At 40.6% G+C, this 13723-nt stretch carries 16 protein-coding genes; 9 read left to right on the top strand and 7 right to left on the bottom strand.

What is annotated here, in order from left to right; all coding sequences use genetic code 11:
- Positions 1 to 2 precede the first annotated feature (2 nt).
- Positions 3 to 713: an MlaA family lipoprotein gene (locus CYO89_RS03930; RefSeq protein ID WP_103597212.1), complete on the bottom strand. Its 711-nt coding sequence runs from the start codon at positions 711 to 713 to the stop codon at positions 3 to 5.
- A gap of 154 nt (positions 714 to 867) precedes the next feature.
- Between CYO89_RS03930 and CYO89_RS03925 the strand changes: the two genes are divergently transcribed.
- Genes CYO89_RS03925 through CYO89_RS03890 form a run of 8 tightly spaced genes read left to right on the top strand, consistent with a single transcriptional unit; the run spans position 868 to position 6892 of the window.
- Positions 868 to 1650, top strand: coding sequence for a TOBE domain-containing protein (locus CYO89_RS03925; RefSeq protein WP_103569294.1), 783 nt, complete (start codon positions 868 to 870; stop codon positions 1648 to 1650).
- A complete protein-coding gene (gene modA / locus CYO89_RS03920; protein ID WP_103597211.1) occupies positions 1651 to 2406 on the top strand; it encodes a molybdate ABC transporter substrate-binding protein in 756 nt (251 codons plus the stop codon).
- The gene (locus CYO89_RS03915; RefSeq protein ID WP_103597210.1) at positions 2403 to 2792 is read left to right on the top strand and encodes a TOBE domain-containing protein; all 390 of its coding nucleotides are present in this window, start codon (positions 2403 to 2405) and stop codon (positions 2790 to 2792) included. Before modA ends, CYO89_RS03915 begins: the two co-directional genes overlap by 4 nt.
- Positions 2793 to 2794: 2 nt before the next feature.
- Positions 2795 to 3652, top strand: coding sequence for a sulfate/molybdate ABC transporter ATP-binding protein (locus CYO89_RS03910; RefSeq protein ID WP_103597209.1), 858 nt, complete (start codon positions 2795 to 2797; stop codon positions 3650 to 3652).
- The gene (modB, locus tag CYO89_RS03905; RefSeq protein ID WP_103597208.1) at positions 3652 to 4326 is read left to right on the top strand and encodes a molybdate ABC transporter permease subunit; all 675 of its coding nucleotides are present in this window, start codon (positions 3652 to 3654) and stop codon (positions 4324 to 4326) included. The genes CYO89_RS03910 and modB overlap by 1 nt, the downstream gene beginning before the upstream one ends.
- A 36-nt stretch (positions 4327 to 4362) precedes the next feature.
- Positions 4363 to 4860: a redoxin family protein gene (locus CYO89_RS03900; RefSeq protein ID WP_103597207.1), complete on the top strand. Its 498-nt coding sequence runs from the start codon at positions 4363 to 4365 to the stop codon at positions 4858 to 4860.
- Between the two features lie 9 nt (positions 4861 to 4869).
- Positions 4870 to 6426: a class I SAM-dependent methyltransferase gene (locus CYO89_RS03895; RefSeq protein ID WP_103597206.1), complete on the top strand. Its 1557-nt coding sequence runs from the start codon at positions 4870 to 4872 to the stop codon at positions 6424 to 6426.
- A 1-nt stretch (position 6427) separates the two neighbouring features.
- Positions 6428 to 6892, top strand: coding sequence for a damage-inducible protein (locus CYO89_RS03890; protein ID WP_103597205.1), 465 nt, complete (start codon positions 6428 to 6430; stop codon positions 6890 to 6892).
- A gap of 2 nt (positions 6893 to 6894) precedes the next feature.
- Here the strand turns inward: CYO89_RS03890 and CYO89_RS03885 are convergent, their stop codons facing one another.
- From CYO89_RS03885 to CYO89_RS03875, 3 genes are read right to left on the bottom strand one after another with little or no spacing between them, the layout of a single operon-like run.
- Positions 6895 to 7698, bottom strand: coding sequence for a 3'(2'),5'-bisphosphate nucleotidase CysQ family protein (locus CYO89_RS03885; RefSeq protein WP_103597204.1), 804 nt, complete (start codon positions 7696 to 7698; stop codon positions 6895 to 6897).
- Entirely contained in the window at positions 7695 to 8972 is a 1278-nt protein-coding gene (locus CYO89_RS03880) for a citrate synthase (RefSeq protein WP_103597203.1), read from the bottom strand. Before CYO89_RS03880 ends, CYO89_RS03885 begins: the two co-directional genes overlap by 4 nt.
- A gap of 2 nt (positions 8973 to 8974) precedes the next feature.
- Positions 8975 to 10138, bottom strand: a complete 1164-nt coding sequence (locus CYO89_RS03875; protein ID WP_103597202.1) for a cation:proton antiporter — start codon at positions 10136 to 10138, stop codon at positions 8975 to 8977.
- Positions 10139 to 10254: 116 nt separating this feature from the next.
- Between CYO89_RS03875 and CYO89_RS03870 the strand changes: the two genes are divergently transcribed.
- Positions 10255 to 10737 (top strand): hypothetical protein, encoded by a 483-nt coding sequence (locus CYO89_RS03870; protein ID WP_103597201.1) that lies wholly within the window; start codon positions 10255 to 10257, stop codon positions 10735 to 10737.
- A gap of 649 nt (positions 10738 to 11386) precedes the next feature.
- Here the strand turns inward: CYO89_RS03870 and crcB are convergent.
- From crcB to CYO89_RS03855, 3 genes are all read right to left on the bottom strand, one after another.
- A complete protein-coding gene (crcB, locus tag CYO89_RS03865; RefSeq protein ID WP_103597200.1) occupies positions 11387 to 11740 on the bottom strand; it encodes a fluoride efflux transporter CrcB in 354 nt (117 codons plus the stop codon).
- Positions 11740 to 12579: a biotin synthase gene (locus CYO89_RS03860; protein ID WP_103597199.1), complete on the bottom strand. Its 840-nt coding sequence runs from the start codon at positions 12577 to 12579 to the stop codon at positions 11740 to 11742. The genes crcB and CYO89_RS03860 overlap by 1 nt, the downstream gene beginning before the upstream one ends.
- A gap of 382 nt (positions 12580 to 12961) precedes the next feature.
- Positions 12962 to 13681 (bottom strand): leucine-rich repeat domain-containing protein, encoded by a 720-nt coding sequence (locus CYO89_RS03855; RefSeq protein WP_103597198.1) that lies wholly within the window; start codon positions 13679 to 13681, stop codon positions 12962 to 12964.
- Between the last annotated feature and the right edge of the window lie 42 nt (positions 13682 to 13723).

Here is a 13723-nt window from a genome sequence, read left to right as displayed (position 1 = left end):
ACTTACTCCTTGATAAGTTTATCGCGTCTTTGCTCGTAAGCATCGCGTAAAAATGGATATAGATCGATCGCGTCTTTTCTTAGTTTTTCATACGCTGTTGGGTCTTGTGCAAAGCTATTAAACGTCCTATAAGACTCAATACCAACCGATAAAAGCATAGGATCAACGTAGCTAATAGGATCGGCAAAATAGTCGCCAACTAGGCCTCCAGTATCTCTTAAATTTGATGGTCCGATAAGTGGCCAAACGATGTGAAAGCCGCTTCCAAGCCCCCAGTAGCCAAGGGTTTGTCTAAAGTCCTCGTTGTGAGCCTTTAGATCATAGTATTTTGCTCCGTCTGTTAGCCCTCCAAAGCCAATTATCGTATTTGCCAAAAATCGCAAAGTCTCTTCGCCAGCGTTTTGAAATTTAAACTGAAGCAAGTTATTTACAAAACGCACTGGGAAAAGGAGGTTGTCAAAGAAATTTGCAACCATTGTCCTAGCTGTGGATGGCACGACATAAGCGTAGCCTTTTGCCACTGGAGTTAGCATATTTATGTAGATAAAGTCATTTACATTTGTCATCACTCTGTTATAGCCACTAAGCGGGTCAAAAACATCTTTCTTTGCTTCAAATTCAACGTCAAAATCATCTTTTTCACTGTTTGCGTTCAGGTCAGCGCTGGCACAGGCTAAAAGCAGGCTACAAAAGATAGCTAGCAAAAATTTCATCATAAAACCTTAAAATTTATTTACAAAATACAGCTTGATTTTATCCTCTTGAAACTTTACAAAAAGTTAAAGAAAATTTGTAATTTTAAGCTTTTGTATTAATATAATTAGATATACTTTGCAAATTATTATTATATATTTAGAGGTTAAAAATTTGAAAGCAGATATAAATTTAGAGCTATTTCTAGGCGAAGATACGCAGGTTTTAGCAAAGCATATAGCGCTACTTAAAGCGATAAAAGAGACAAAAAGTATCACAAAAGCAGCTGAGGTTGTCGGCATATCATACAAAAACGCTTGGGACTGCTTAGATACGATAAATAACAAAAGTAGCAAGCCTCTCATCATAAGAGCTGATGGCAACAAGAAAAATAGCGGTTCAGAGCTTAGTCCATACGCCAAAAAACTGATAAAAATTTACGACGCTATCCTCGAGACGCAAAAGGACTTTTTGCAAAAAATTTGTCAAAAGGTTGATTTTGAGGATGTTGATATCATAAATTTACAAAGGATGAGTATGAATTTAAGCGCCAGAAACCAGCTCTCATGCGAGATCGTTAGCATAAACAGAGGTGCTGTAAATTCTGAGATAGTTGCAAAACTAAGCAATGGCAACACGCTTGAAGCCACTATAACAGTTGAGAGTGAGAAAAATTTAGGCCTAAAAGTGGGTCAAAAGGTAGTTTTCATCTTTAAAGCGCCCTCTGTCATCCTTGCAAAAGATCTTGATATAAAAATAAGCACCAGCAACCAGCTAAAAGGTGAGGTCATCGAGGCAAAGATAGGCGCTGTAAATGCTGAGGTCACGCTAAAACTAAGTGATGAGCAAACTTTAACTGCTATCATCACAAAAGATAGCGCGATGGATATGCAAATAGGCGTTGGTGACACGCTTTTGGCCATAGTAAAATCATCTCAAATCATAATAGGAGTATAAATGAAAAAGGTTTTTAAATTTCTATGTGTGGCAGCTCTGCTTGCCATAAACGCACTTGGCGCAGAGGTAAATGTCTATGCCGCAGCAAACACGACTTACGCGTTTCCAGAGCTTATAAAAGAGTTTAACAAGCTTCACCCAGACACTAAGATCAACCTAACTCTTGGCGCAAGCGGCGGCCTTGTCACGCAGATACAAAACTCGGCTCCAGCTGATATCTTCATGGCTGCTGATATGGGCTTTGCGCAAAAAGCTTACGACACAGGCTTTGCAGTGGCTGCTCCAAAAGTTTATGCACAAGGCGCTGTAGCGATCTTTTCTATAAGAGATGTGGACTTTAAAAAGGGCATCGAAGTGGTTCGTGGCTTAAAAGCGATCTCAATAGCAAACCCAGAAACCGCACCTTACGGCAAGGCAAGCATCGAAGCTCTTAAAAATGCAAAACTTTATGACGAAGTAGAGAAAAACATCGTCTACGCTCAAAAAATTTCTGAGACACTTTCTCAGGCACTAAGTGCTTCAGATGTTGGATTTATCGCTGCTAGCGCGCTTTTTAGCGATAAAATGGCAAAATACAAAGAGGGCACTAACTATATCTTCGTGCCTCAAGAGCTCTACACTCCGATCGATCAAGGCATCGTGCTCTTAAAACATGGTGATAATAACGCTGATGCAAAGGCATTTTATGAGTTTATCTTGGGCGAAAAGGCAAGAGAAATTTTCAAGAAATTTGGCTACAACGTCCCAGCTAAATGATAAAAGCAAAGATCGTTCAAATTTCATCCAAAGATGGCGTCAGTTTTTTTGAGCTTGAGTGCCTAAATTTAGGGACAAATTTATATATGCTAGCCTTAAATGAGGCTAGCAAATTTACTCTAAATGATGAGGTGAGCTTAAATTTCAAAAGCTCAGACGTCATCTTATCAAGGCTTAGACTTGAGGCTAGTTCGCTTGAAAATGAGCTAAAATGCGAAGTCGCGGGCATAACTCGCGGCGAAATTTTAAGCATCGTTAGCCTAAAGTGTGAGCAGCTTTGCTTTGAGGCTATCATCTCAGATCACGCTCTAAAAGGGCTAAATTTAGTGACAGGCGAGCAGGTTTTTGCCTACGTTAAATCAACAAGTATCCACGTAAGCGCTTAAAAATGATAGAAATTTCTTGCAAAAAAGAGCTAAATGGCGGCGGCGGTAAATTTATGCTTGAGGCCGAGCTTGCCTTTGAAAGTGGCGAGTTTGTCGCACTTTATGGAGCAAGTGGCGGAGGTAAAACGACGATTTTAAGGCTTATCGCTGGCTTTGAAACCCCGCAAAGTGGCGTGATAAAGGTAGGGGATAAGATCTTTTTTGACGAAAAGACAAATTTAGCCCCGCAAAAGCGAAATATCGGCTTTTTGTTTCAAGACTACGCCCTTTTTGAAAATATGAATGTCTTTAAAAATTTGCTTTTTGCAAATAATGATGAAAATTTAGCAAACAAACTACTTGAAATTTGCGAGCTAAAGAGCCTAAAAAACGCGAAAATTAGCACCCTTTCAGGTGGTCAAAAGCAGCGCGTGGCACTCGCTCGTGCAGTGATGAGAAAGCCAGAAATTTTACTACTTGATGAGCCACTAAGCGCCCTAGATAACGCCATGCGCGAGAAGCTGCAAGACTATTTACTAGCACTTCACGATGAGTTTAAGATGAGTGTTATCTTAGTAAGTCACGACATAGCTGAAATTTACAAGCTTTGCAGCAAGGTTTTTGTCCTTGAAAATGGCAAAATTTCAAGGTCTGGCAGTGCGAGCGAGATATTTTTAAAAAGTGCAGGATCGCAAAAATTTGCGTTTAACGCTAAGGTTTTGGAGATCAAAAAGTGTGATGCCATTTTTGTAGCAAGCGTGCTAATAAACCGCCAAATTTGTGAAGTCGTGCTAAGTAGCGCAGAGGCTAGTGGTCTAAGATCTGGCGATACGGTTGTAGTTAGCACAAAAGCCTTTGGTGTAAATTTGGTAAAAGCATGATGAACGAGCTAGCAAATATTGATTACGAGCCGTTTTGGTTATCACTAAAACTCTCTTTTATCACGACATTTATACTATTTTTCTTCTGCGTAGGACTTGCTTACTTTATCTCGCAAAAGAAATTCTTTGGCAAGGCATTTTTAGAGTCCATCATCTCGCTACCTTTGGTGCTGCCGCCAAGCGTTCTTGGCTTTTATCTGCTCATTTTTCTCTCGCCTTACTCATTTTTTGGCAAATTTATAGAAGAGCTCTTTGGCGTGAGGCTGGTTTTTAACTTCACGGGCCTTGTCGTAGCAAGCTGCATCTACTCGCTGCCATTTATGTTTGGACCCATTTACGCTGGGTTAAATAGCCTAAAAAAGAGCCTTTTTGAGGCGAGCTACAGCCTTGGCAAAAGCAAGCTTACAACCATTTTTAGGGTCATCTTGCCAAACATCAGATCAAACTTACTAACTGCGATCGTCGTTAGCTTCGCTCATACAATGGGTGAGTTTGGCGTGGTTTTGATGATAGGTGGCAGCGTGGCTGGCGAGAGCAAGGTCGCTAGTATCGCGATATTTGAGGCGGTTGAGATGCTTGACTATACCAAGGCTCACATCTACGCACTTTTGATGCTAATAATCAGCTTTTTCGTCCTTTTTATCGTCTATTTTTTAAATTCAAAAAAAGCTTAAAGATATATAATAGATAAAATTTTTAAAGGACAAAACATGATAAAAGTGCCTACAAGCATCTATCTAAGGACTTTAGACGGTAAAGAATTTGACTTTTCAGCCTTTGCAAGAACCCATGACTGTGTGGTTTTCATATACCCAAAGATAGGCGAGGACTTCGAGCTTTTAAGCGAACAGCTACAAAAGACTGCTGGCATGAAAGGCTGCACGAAGCAAGCGATAAACTACAAAAAACTTCTTAAAGAATTTAACGATCTTGGCTTTATGGTAGTTGCTATTAGCTCCCAAGATATCGCGGCTCAGAAGAAATTTGAAGAAGAGACCGCAACTGGCGTAATGTTTTTAAATGATAGCGAGTTTATGCTAGAGCGCGCGCTTGAACTACCTGTATTTGCAGCTTCAAATGGGCATAAATTTTACTTTCGTCAAACACTTATCATAAAAGGTGGCAATATAAGACGCGCGTATATCGTTGATGAACCTGAAAACGACGCTAAAAATATGCTGGAGAAGATAAAAAACGAAGACTACTAAGGATAGAAAATGGACAAAAATAGCAAGATCGAAAAGTCTTATGACGAGCTAACATATAAATCAGCAGCATTTGCGCAGTCATCGCCCTATAAACTAGAGGCTTGCGCCACACTTCTTGGCATCAATCCACCGCCTTGCAAAAACGCAAAAGTGCTTGAGATAGGATGCAGTTTTGGTGGAAATTTGATCCCATTTGCCGTAAACAACGAGAACGCAAGAGTAGTTGGTATCGACCTTAGCGGCGAGCAAATAAGGCGCGGTAAAGAGATCGTAAAAGAGATAGGTCTAAGCAATTTAGAGCTAATTCACGGCGATATCTGTAAATTTAAAAGCGATGAGAAATTTGACTACATCATCGCTCACGGCGTCTTTAGCTGGGTGCCTGACTTTGTAAAAGATGCTATTTTAAGGGTCGTAAGAGAAAATTTAAGCCAAAACGGAGTGGCGTTTATCTCTTATAACACATACCCAGGCTGGAAGATAAAAGATGTCGTGCGTGATCTTATGCTGCTTGCTGCAAAAGATAAAGATAGCACTGAAGAGCGGCTAAAGGCTGCTAAGGAGGCACTTTTAGTCTATAAAGAGGTCTTGCTAACAAAGCTTGGAGAAAATTATGAAGATAAAATCCCTGCAAAGTTGCTGCTTCACTGGATAGATAACGTGCTTGAAAAGGATGATTTTTATATAGCTCATGAGTTTTTAGAAGAGATAAACGATCCATTTTACTTTAAAGACTTTAACGCCATGCTAGCTAAAAACAATCTTGCCTATCTTTGTGAATGCGGACTTGAAGATATTTTTGTGCCAGATCTTGGCATAGAGCATTTAGATAACTATAAAGATAAGAAATTTAAAGACAGGATCGATCTAGAGCAGTTTATAGATATAGTTAACAACAAGGTCTTTAGGCAAAGTCTCATCGTGCATGCTAAGGCTTACGAGAGCGTGGCTAATAAACAAATAGGACCAAGCGATGTAAATAAAATTCATGTAGTGGCTGACTTTATAAAAAAAGATGATGGCTGGCATGATAAATCTACTCTTATGCCTCAAGATATATCTTGGCTTTGTGAGGTCTTTTATAGGATGTATCCAGCAAGCATAAATCTCTCTCAAATTTTAGAGATTTTGCCAGAAGATAAGCTCATGGTTTATAGCGCTTTTGTAAGACTTTTAACTAACTCATCAAGCGCAATGATCGTAAAAGATGAGCTAAAAGATATAGAGTACGCTCCAAATTACTCAAGACTAAAGGCAAATTTAACTGGCTATATAAAGTACTTTTTAAATCATAAAGATAATGCTGACATCATATTTGCAAACAAATTTGGTCTTAGAGAACGTCTTGACAGACTTGATTACTATATATTTTTACTACTTGATGGTAAAAATAATTTAGAAGAAATAGCTGCTAAGAGTTTAAAATTTATAAAAGAAAACAGAATAAAAATATCTGATAAAAATGGCAAAGAACTTAAAAATGACAAACTAGTCACTCACTTAAAGGGCTACATCGTAGGCACAGCAAAGATAGCTAGCATGCTCTATTTACTTGAGGAAATTTAAAATGAAAAAAATTCTTGCTCTTATATTTTGTATATTTCTGGCAGGTTGTGCTAGCAAGCCAAGTGTGAAAAATTTAAATCTTAAAAGCAGCCTGAACTACGGTGGCGAAGAGCTTGCAAAGATACTTAAGCAAGATGATGCAGTGGCATTTAGCAGTAACTTGCGTGAGGGAGTTTTTATCTACATAAGTAACGCTAAAGTCGCAAACTATCTTGGCGTAGTAAGAGCTGAGAGGCACGCTAAATTTAGCGTAAAAGAGCTAGGCAAAAACGATCTTTTGATAAAAAGCGTAAATGATCTAACGCAAAGCTTTGATGCCAGTTTAGAGCGAGCTAGAGAGCTAAAATGTGGCACTTTAGTGATCAGACTAAAAGATAAATTTCAAGATTTAGAAGCGGCAAATAAATTTTTAGAGCAAAACGAAAGCGCATTTTTAAAGATGAGTGGCGAGATAAGGTGCAAGTAGCCTTATCTGCCCTGCTTTATCAGCTTAAAAACTTCATCCTCTAAGCTCAAAGCATTTTTGCCAAAAGCTACGTAAAATGGGCTTTTTAGATCCACTAGCTTGTAGCTTGGCTCGCATCTGTCACTAGCATTTAAGACCTTGCCACCGCTAAATTTCACTACCGCCTCGCCTGCAGCATTATCCCAAAGATAGCTTGGGCTAAATCTCACATATATCCCGCCAAGCTCGGCTAAACGGCAAAATTTAATGGCAGATCCGATGCATTTTTGCTCTAAATTTAAACTATCTCTTATAAGCGTGGCCCTCTTTGTCTCGCCTCTTCTGCTTGAAAAGATGAAGTTATTTAAGCTTTTAGCTTTTTCATTTAGATCTTGTTTTTCTACGACCTCATCATTTGCGCCTAAAATTTCTTTAAAAGCGCCGTTTTCATCAGCGTAAAAAAGCTCTTTGCTAACTGGGACAAAAATGACACCAAGCACCGGCCTAGCCTCTTTTATAAGCGCTATACAAACGCAAAATTCGCCGTTTCTAGCTAAAAATTCTTTCGTGCCATCAAGGGGATCTACTAGCCAAAACTCGTCTTTGTCGCTATCTTGCAAGATGCTCTCTTCAGAGCAAATTTTTATCCCGCTTTTGCTTAGCTCTTTTAGTATCACCTCATTTGCCGCTAGATCAGCGCTAGTTAGCGGCGAGCTGTCATCTTTTAGGCAGACTTTAAGCGCCTGGCTATTAGATGAGTAAAATTTCATTATCTCACCCCCAGCGCCGATGGCTGCCTTGATGGCTAAATTTAAAAGCTCGCTCATTTTGGTGTTCTGTTTGTCTCTCCGACGTAGAGCTGTCTTGGGCGGACGATCTTTATGCTCTCTTGCTCTTTTAGCTCGATCCACTGGCTGATCCAGCCTGGCGTCCTGCCGATGACAAAAATAACGGCAAACATATTGTTTGGTATGCCAAGCGCTTTTAAGATGAGCCCTGAGTGAAAATCAACGTTTGGATATAAATTTCTACTTACAAAGTAGTCGTCATTTAGCGCGATCTCCTCGATGCGGTTGGCGATCTTTATAAGCTCTGAGCTAATGCCGATCTCATCCATCAGCTGATCTCTCATCTTTTTAAGCACCTTTGCGCGAGGGTCAAAGTTTTTATAGACCCTGTGACCAAAGCCCATTAGCCTAAATGGATCGTTCTTATCCTTTGCTCTAGCGATGTATTTATCGACGTTTGCGACCGAGCCGATCTCTTCAAGCTGGCGGATGACGCCCTCGTTTGCCCCACCGTGAGCCCAGCCCCAAAGAGCGCCGATGCCTGCACTTATACATGCGTATGGGTGCGCGTGCGTAGAGCCAACAGTCCTAACAGTCGTAGTTGAAGCATTTTGCTCGTGGTCGGCATGCAGCATAAAGACCGTATCAAGCGCCTTTATCTCGATAGGCTTAAGATCGACGTGCTCGTATGGATAGCCCCTCATCATGTAGAGGAAATTTTCAGTAAAGCCACGATCCAAATTTGGATATATAATAGGAAGGCCGCGTGAGTAGCGGTAGCTAAAGGCCGCTATCGTTGGGATCTTGGCGATGATACGCATAGCCATCTCATGGTACTCTTCAGGCTTGTCCATGTTTAGGTGGTCTGAGTAAAAGGCACTTAGCGCTGAGACTGCCGCTTGCAAGATCGCCATAGGGTGCGCCTTGTCTGGAAATGCGTCAAATAGCTTCATCATGCCCTCGTGTATGAAGCTCCTTTTTTTAAGCTCATCTTTAAAACTTGCATATTGCTCGTTAGTTGGTAGCTCTTTGTTTAAAAGTAGGTAGGCAACGTCTAAAAATGTCTTATTTTCAGCCAGATAGGCGATGTCGTAGCCCCTATACATGAGCTCGCCCTTTAGGCCGTCGATGTATGTTATGGCTGAGCGGCACATCGCAGTTGAGGTGTAGCCTCTGTCAAATGTAAACATCCCAGTATCGCTAAAAAAGGTCGATATGTCGATGACGTCTGGCCCCATCGTGCCTTTTAGGATAGGAAATTCATAGCTCTTGCCAGTTCGATTGTCGATTAGTGTGGCTGTGTTTGATGACATTTTTACTCCTTGCTTTTTGATTGCATTAAAATTTTGATGATTATAGCTCCTATTATAGCTTGTGCGAGGCTCGCTAGGATGAAAGATGAGTAAGAATAGTCACTTATCTCGCCTGATTTGTGTGCGATAGTAGCAACTGCGATCAAAAGAGTGAGCGGCATAGACTGCGAAACTGAAAATAAAAATATCCCTCTAAAGCCAAGCTTGCCCAAAAAGAGCAAACTAGATACAACTCTCGTGCCAAGCATCGCTAAAAATATAAAAATAGCATCCTTTATCACTTCGCTAGATCCTAGGCTTGAAAGCTTAAAAGTAGAGCCTATGTGGATGAAAAATATCGGCACCAAAAAGCCAAATCCAAAGCTTGAAAGCTTGTGTGGCAGGTCCTTTTTGTGATCAAAAAATGTCGTGATAAACATACCTGCGATAAACGCGCCAAAGGCGACTTCTAAATTTAGATAGAGCATCAAGGCTATCATCGTGAAAAATACCGCGATGCAAAGCCTGATGTCCTTCTCGTCCTTGTCGTAGTGCGGCATGAGCACCACTTTAAGCCCCGGATACCACCAAAAAAGCACGTCCAAAATTTTAAAGCTAAGCACGCTAATAGCCAAAAATAGGATCAAATAGCCAATCGTTAGCCACAAATTTATGCTCGCTCCAAACTGCAAGTAAGCAGCGGTAAAGGTTAGAAGTGTGATGCTTAAAAGCTCGCCGATAGTTGCGATTAGCATGCTTAAATTTAGCCACTCTTGCTGCTTGCCATACTCCTTAAATAGCGTAAATATCATGCCAACGGCCATTATCGGGATGATGATGATGTAAAGCAGGCTAAGCTCAAGTCCTAGCGTCAAAGCTGTGGCTAGAGAGTAGATGAGCGCTAGGTAGATGAGCCCAAGGCGCAAAATTTTACGGTCGATGTTTATGAGCATCCTAAGGTCGATCTCCATACCAGCTAAAAACATCAAAAAGAAAAAGCCAACTTCGCTGATGAGCTTAAACATCTCGTTTTCGCCGACAACTCCGATGTAGCCAGCAACCGCCCCAAGTAGTATCTCAGCAGGCGCGACTGGGATGCGTAAAATTTTAGAAATATAAGGCGAAGCAAAGACGATAAATGCCAAAACGACAAGGATGCTAAGCTCGCTTGCTTGGTGTAACTGCAAAAAGATCCTTAAAATAAAAATGCCTGATTGTATAAAAAGCTTTGTTATTTTTTGATTAAGCTAAGCGAAATTTAGGCAAAATGGTGGCTATTTTTAGAAATTTGGAGTGAAATTTTATGAGTAAATTTAGCCTTTTTGTTTTGCTGTTTTTTGGTCTCTTTTCTTTGGCAGATGAGCTAAGATTGGTTGAGAGTTTTAGGTTTGATGGGAGCACATTTTATAAAAAGCAAGTGGTTAAAAATGAGAGCTTTTACTTTTTAAAAAATGAAAACATGGACGAGCACTTTGCCTCGTTTAAGGTAAAGTTTGACAAAGACGTCAAGACAAAAAGCGAGCTAGAAGAGCTAAAAAAGGCTCTTAAGCAAGATAAAAATGTGCTTTTTAGCGAAGAAAATGATCAAATTTTAGCTCTTATAAAAGATGAAACTAAGAGCAAAAATATAGAAATAATCCACTTTTTACTTAAAAAAGATGGAGTTTTGATGCTTTCGTATGAGAGAATTTACGACCCACAAACATCAGCAGATGCGCTTAAGCCGGTGCTTTTAAGCGAAGCTAGAAATTTTATGCTGCAGATGCCAAAGGTAGAAGCTAGGTAGAGAGATGTATGTGGCGAAGCTTCGCACTACATGCGTTTGTATATCGGTAAGCCTCAGTAAATTTTAAAATTTCATGAACGAGTAATTTCGGCTCTAAAATTTGAGCTAAGCGGTTAGCGAAGCCAGATTTTAGTAGTCAATTCTTGCGAGTGAATGAGATTTTAAAATTTGCAGAATAGTTTTTTAAAAATTTAAAGTTTTGTTTCTTTGTTAAGGGGGAAGAGGCTTGAATTACGTTCTGCTTGCAGTTGCGAGCTTGCGAAGCAAAGAAGCTCCCTTCCCCCTTAACAATCCCCTGTCTGCTTGCAGTTACGAGACGAAGTCGAAGTAAAGCCCGACGACGTTAGAAGTGGCATGCGATAGCACTATCGTGCCGCATGTGTTTTATGCCAAAGGAGTTTATAGCAAATTTTAAAATTTATGAGCGAGCATATCACGGCTCTAAATTTAGTGCTAAACGAAGTGCAGCCTAAATTTAGTAGTCTGCTAAGGCGAGTGAGTAAAGTTTTAAAATTTGCCTAAAGATGCAAATTTGAGCTAAGCGGTAAGCGAAGCCAAATTTTAGTAGTCAATTCTTGCGAGTGAGTGAAAATTTAAAATTTACAAAATGGCATAAATAAAGCTATTTTTATTACACACATTAAAAACCTCATAAATTTTTACCAAGCAAAATGCCAAGATAGCTTGCAAGCAGGCAAAGACTAAGGTTTAAGAATATATTTAAAAAGCCTTTTATGAGTTCGCCTTCTAGTAGCAATTTCACGCTATCAAGGCTAAAGCTTGAAAACGTGGTAAAGCCACCAAGTATGCCAACGACTAAGAAAACCCTCACGCTTTGGCTTAAATTTAGGCAAAATAAAACGCCGATAATGAAGCTGCCAAGCACGTTTACGCCAAGTGTGGCTAGGGGAAAGTGGCTAAATTTTAGCAGCTCTCCAGCTAAAAACCTGCACCCAGCCCCGATAAAGCCTCCAAGCCCCGCAAAAAGCAAATTTACAAGCATTAGTGGCAGATGCTTGCGAAGCTAAAACCGCGCTTTGTAAGCTCCTCGATATCCTTGCTCGCCTTCTCGCCCTTTGCGGTGAGGTAGTCGCCTATCACGATCGCGTCTGCGCCATTTTCAAAGATCTCGTACTGTCTCTCACCCAATATCTTCTCCCTGCCGCCAGCTATCATGACCCTAGTTTCTGGCAGAGCGCTTTTGGTCTCACGCACGATTTTTAGGGCTTCGTCCGCGCTAAGAGGTGGCTGATCAAGCCTTAATGCGTCACTTTTTATGAAAAAATTTATAGGCGATGAAAATGGCTCAAGCTCTTTTAGGCTAGCTCTAAAGCTCACCCTGTCGGCCTCGCTCTCGCCAACGCCGTAAATGCCGCCAGTGCAAAGCATGAGCCCAGCCCTTTTTGCGTCTAAATTTGTCTGATATCTCTCGTCCCAAGAGTGCGTTGTGCAGATTTTGTGGAAAAACTCACGGCTAGTTTCTAGGTTATGGTTGTAGCTAAAAACGCCAGCATTTTTGAGCTCACAAAGCTGCTCATAAGTCGCCATGCCGTTACATGCGATGAGCATCAAATTTGGCACTTCTTTATGCACGGCTCTTGCCAAAGATACGATGTAGTCGGTCTTTTTGTCGTTTAGTCTGGCGCCACTTGTGACTAAACAAAAGCCAAGAGCGTGGTTTTTATATGCCATTTTGGCCTCATCCACCACCTGCTGCACGCTTTTTTCTTTAAATTTCGTGATATCAGCGCCAGCTTTGGCACTTTGCGTGCAATAAGCGCAGTCCTCAGCGCAGTTTCCCTGCGTGACAGAGCATATCGCACAAAGCATAATTGTTTTCATTTTTTATCCTTTTTTGGGGAGCATTATAGCTTTGGTAGGTTTAAAATTTAAGTATGATCGTCTTGAATTTACGAGAAAACGGATAAATTTTAAAATTAGAGCTGGCATATCACGGCTCTAAATTTAGTGCTAAACGTAGTGCAGCCTAAATTTAGTAGTCTGCTAAGGCGAACGAGTAAGATTTTAAAATTTGTAAATTTGCTTTATTAAAACAGGTAAGTGTCAAGTAAATTTTAAAATTTCATGAACGAGTAATTTCGGCTCTAAAATTTGAGCTAAGCGATAAGCGAAGTCAAATTTTAGTAGTCAACTCTTGCGAGTGAGTGGAATTTTAAAATTTGCCCTTAGAAATAAAACTATGCAAAAACTTAAATTTACAGCATCACTTTTTCTTATAAATTTCCGCTCGCTCTTTTAAAAGACCTGTTTTTAAATTTGGCAAAGCGCTAAGCTCGTCAAAAAGTCCAAAAAGTGCGTGCTGTGGCGGCAGGCTAAGGTGAGTGAGGGATTTTAGAGATAAGATAGGCGAGTAGTCCTTGCTTTTTAGCCTAGCCACCAAGATCACAAGACTGGTTAGTCCAGGCATCTGGCGCAAAAACTCTAAGCTTTCTATATGGATAAATTTAGGCGAAAGTCCGTCTCCGCTGATCTCTAGGCTCTTTAAATTTTGCAAATTTGAAAGCGCAGAGTAGTCACTTATCTTTTGAAAATTCTCCACCGCAAGGCTTTCAAGCCCAGTAAGCGTCGCGATCGGCGCTATGCTTTTTACGCTGGCACCAGAACCTACAAAAAGGCTCTTTAGGCTAGAAAGATTTGCCAGCGCGTCAAGGCTCTCGTACGAGCCCCATTTTATGTGAAGGCTCTTTAAATTTCTTTGGCAGCACGCTGCGTCAAAGAGCTCTTGAGGCATTTTGGTGCAAAAGTTAAGCTCATCAAATGCCTCCTGCTCGCTTCTTAAAAAGTCGCACCACTCATCAAGCACCGCTCTTTTTTGCTTGGCGGTTTTATACTGCGGCGTGAAGCTGTCCCCTAGCTGCGTGCAGTTTATCACGAGGCTCTTTTGCCCTTTATACTGGCTAACTTCTACGATAGTTTCAGGCATTTAAAGTCCAAATTTATAAGCCAAATTTAGGCTCAAGGGCTA

Origin of the sequence: Campylobacter concisus, from assembly GCF_002913765.1 — a bacterium.
GTDB lineage: Bacteria > Campylobacterota > Campylobacteria > Campylobacterales > Campylobacteraceae > Campylobacter_A > Campylobacter_A concisus_BB.
The sequence above is the reverse complement of the archived record's forward strand: the minus strand, read 5'-3'. Positions and strand labels throughout refer to the sequence as shown.

Excerpts from the sequence above, each read along its gene's own strand:
- CYO89_RS03930 (WP_103597212.1), bottom strand. The coding sequence starts at position 713 with ATGAAATTTTTGCTAGCTATCTTTTGTAGCCTGCTTTTAGCCTGTGCC.
- modA (WP_103597211.1), top strand. The coding sequence starts at position 1,651 with ATGAAAAAGGTTTTTAAATTTCTATGTGTGGCAGCTCTGCTTGCCATA.
- CYO89_RS03915 (WP_103597210.1), top strand. The coding sequence starts at position 2,403 with ATGATAAAAGCAAAGATCGTTCAAATTTCATCCAAAGATGGCGTCAGT.
- CYO89_RS03910 (WP_103597209.1), top strand. The coding sequence starts at position 2,795 with ATGATAGAAATTTCTTGCAAAAAAGAGCTAAATGGCGGCGGCGGTAAA.
- modB (WP_103597208.1), top strand. The coding sequence starts at position 3,652 with ATGAACGAGCTAGCAAATATTGATTACGAGCCGTTTTGGTTATCACTA.
- CYO89_RS03900 (WP_103597207.1), top strand. The coding sequence starts at position 4,363 with ATGATAAAAGTGCCTACAAGCATCTATCTAAGGACTTTAGACGGTAAA.
- CYO89_RS03895 (WP_103597206.1), top strand. The coding sequence starts at position 4,870 with ATGGACAAAAATAGCAAGATCGAAAAGTCTTATGACGAGCTAACATAT.
- CYO89_RS03890 (WP_103597205.1), top strand. The coding sequence starts at position 6,428 with ATGAAAAAAATTCTTGCTCTTATATTTTGTATATTTCTGGCAGGTTGT.
- CYO89_RS03885 (WP_103597204.1), bottom strand. The coding sequence starts at position 7,698 with ATGAGCGAGCTTTTAAATTTAGCCATCAAGGCAGCCATCGGCGCTGGG.
- CYO89_RS03880 (WP_103597203.1), bottom strand. The coding sequence starts at position 8,972 with ATGTCATCAAACACAGCCACACTAATCGACAATCGAACTGGCAAGAGC.
- CYO89_RS03870 (WP_103597201.1), top strand. The coding sequence starts at position 10,255 with ATGAGTAAATTTAGCCTTTTTGTTTTGCTGTTTTTTGGTCTCTTTTCT.
- crcB (WP_103597200.1), bottom strand. The coding sequence starts at position 11,740 with ATGCTTGTAAATTTGCTTTTTGCGGGGCTTGGAGGCTTTATCGGGGCT.
- CYO89_RS03860 (WP_103597199.1), bottom strand. The coding sequence starts at position 12,579 with ATGAAAACAATTATGCTTTGTGCGATATGCTCTGTCACGCAGGGAAAC.
- CYO89_RS03855 (WP_103597198.1), bottom strand. The coding sequence starts at position 13,681 with ATGCCTGAAACTATCGTAGAAGTTAGCCAGTATAAAGGGCAAAAGAGC.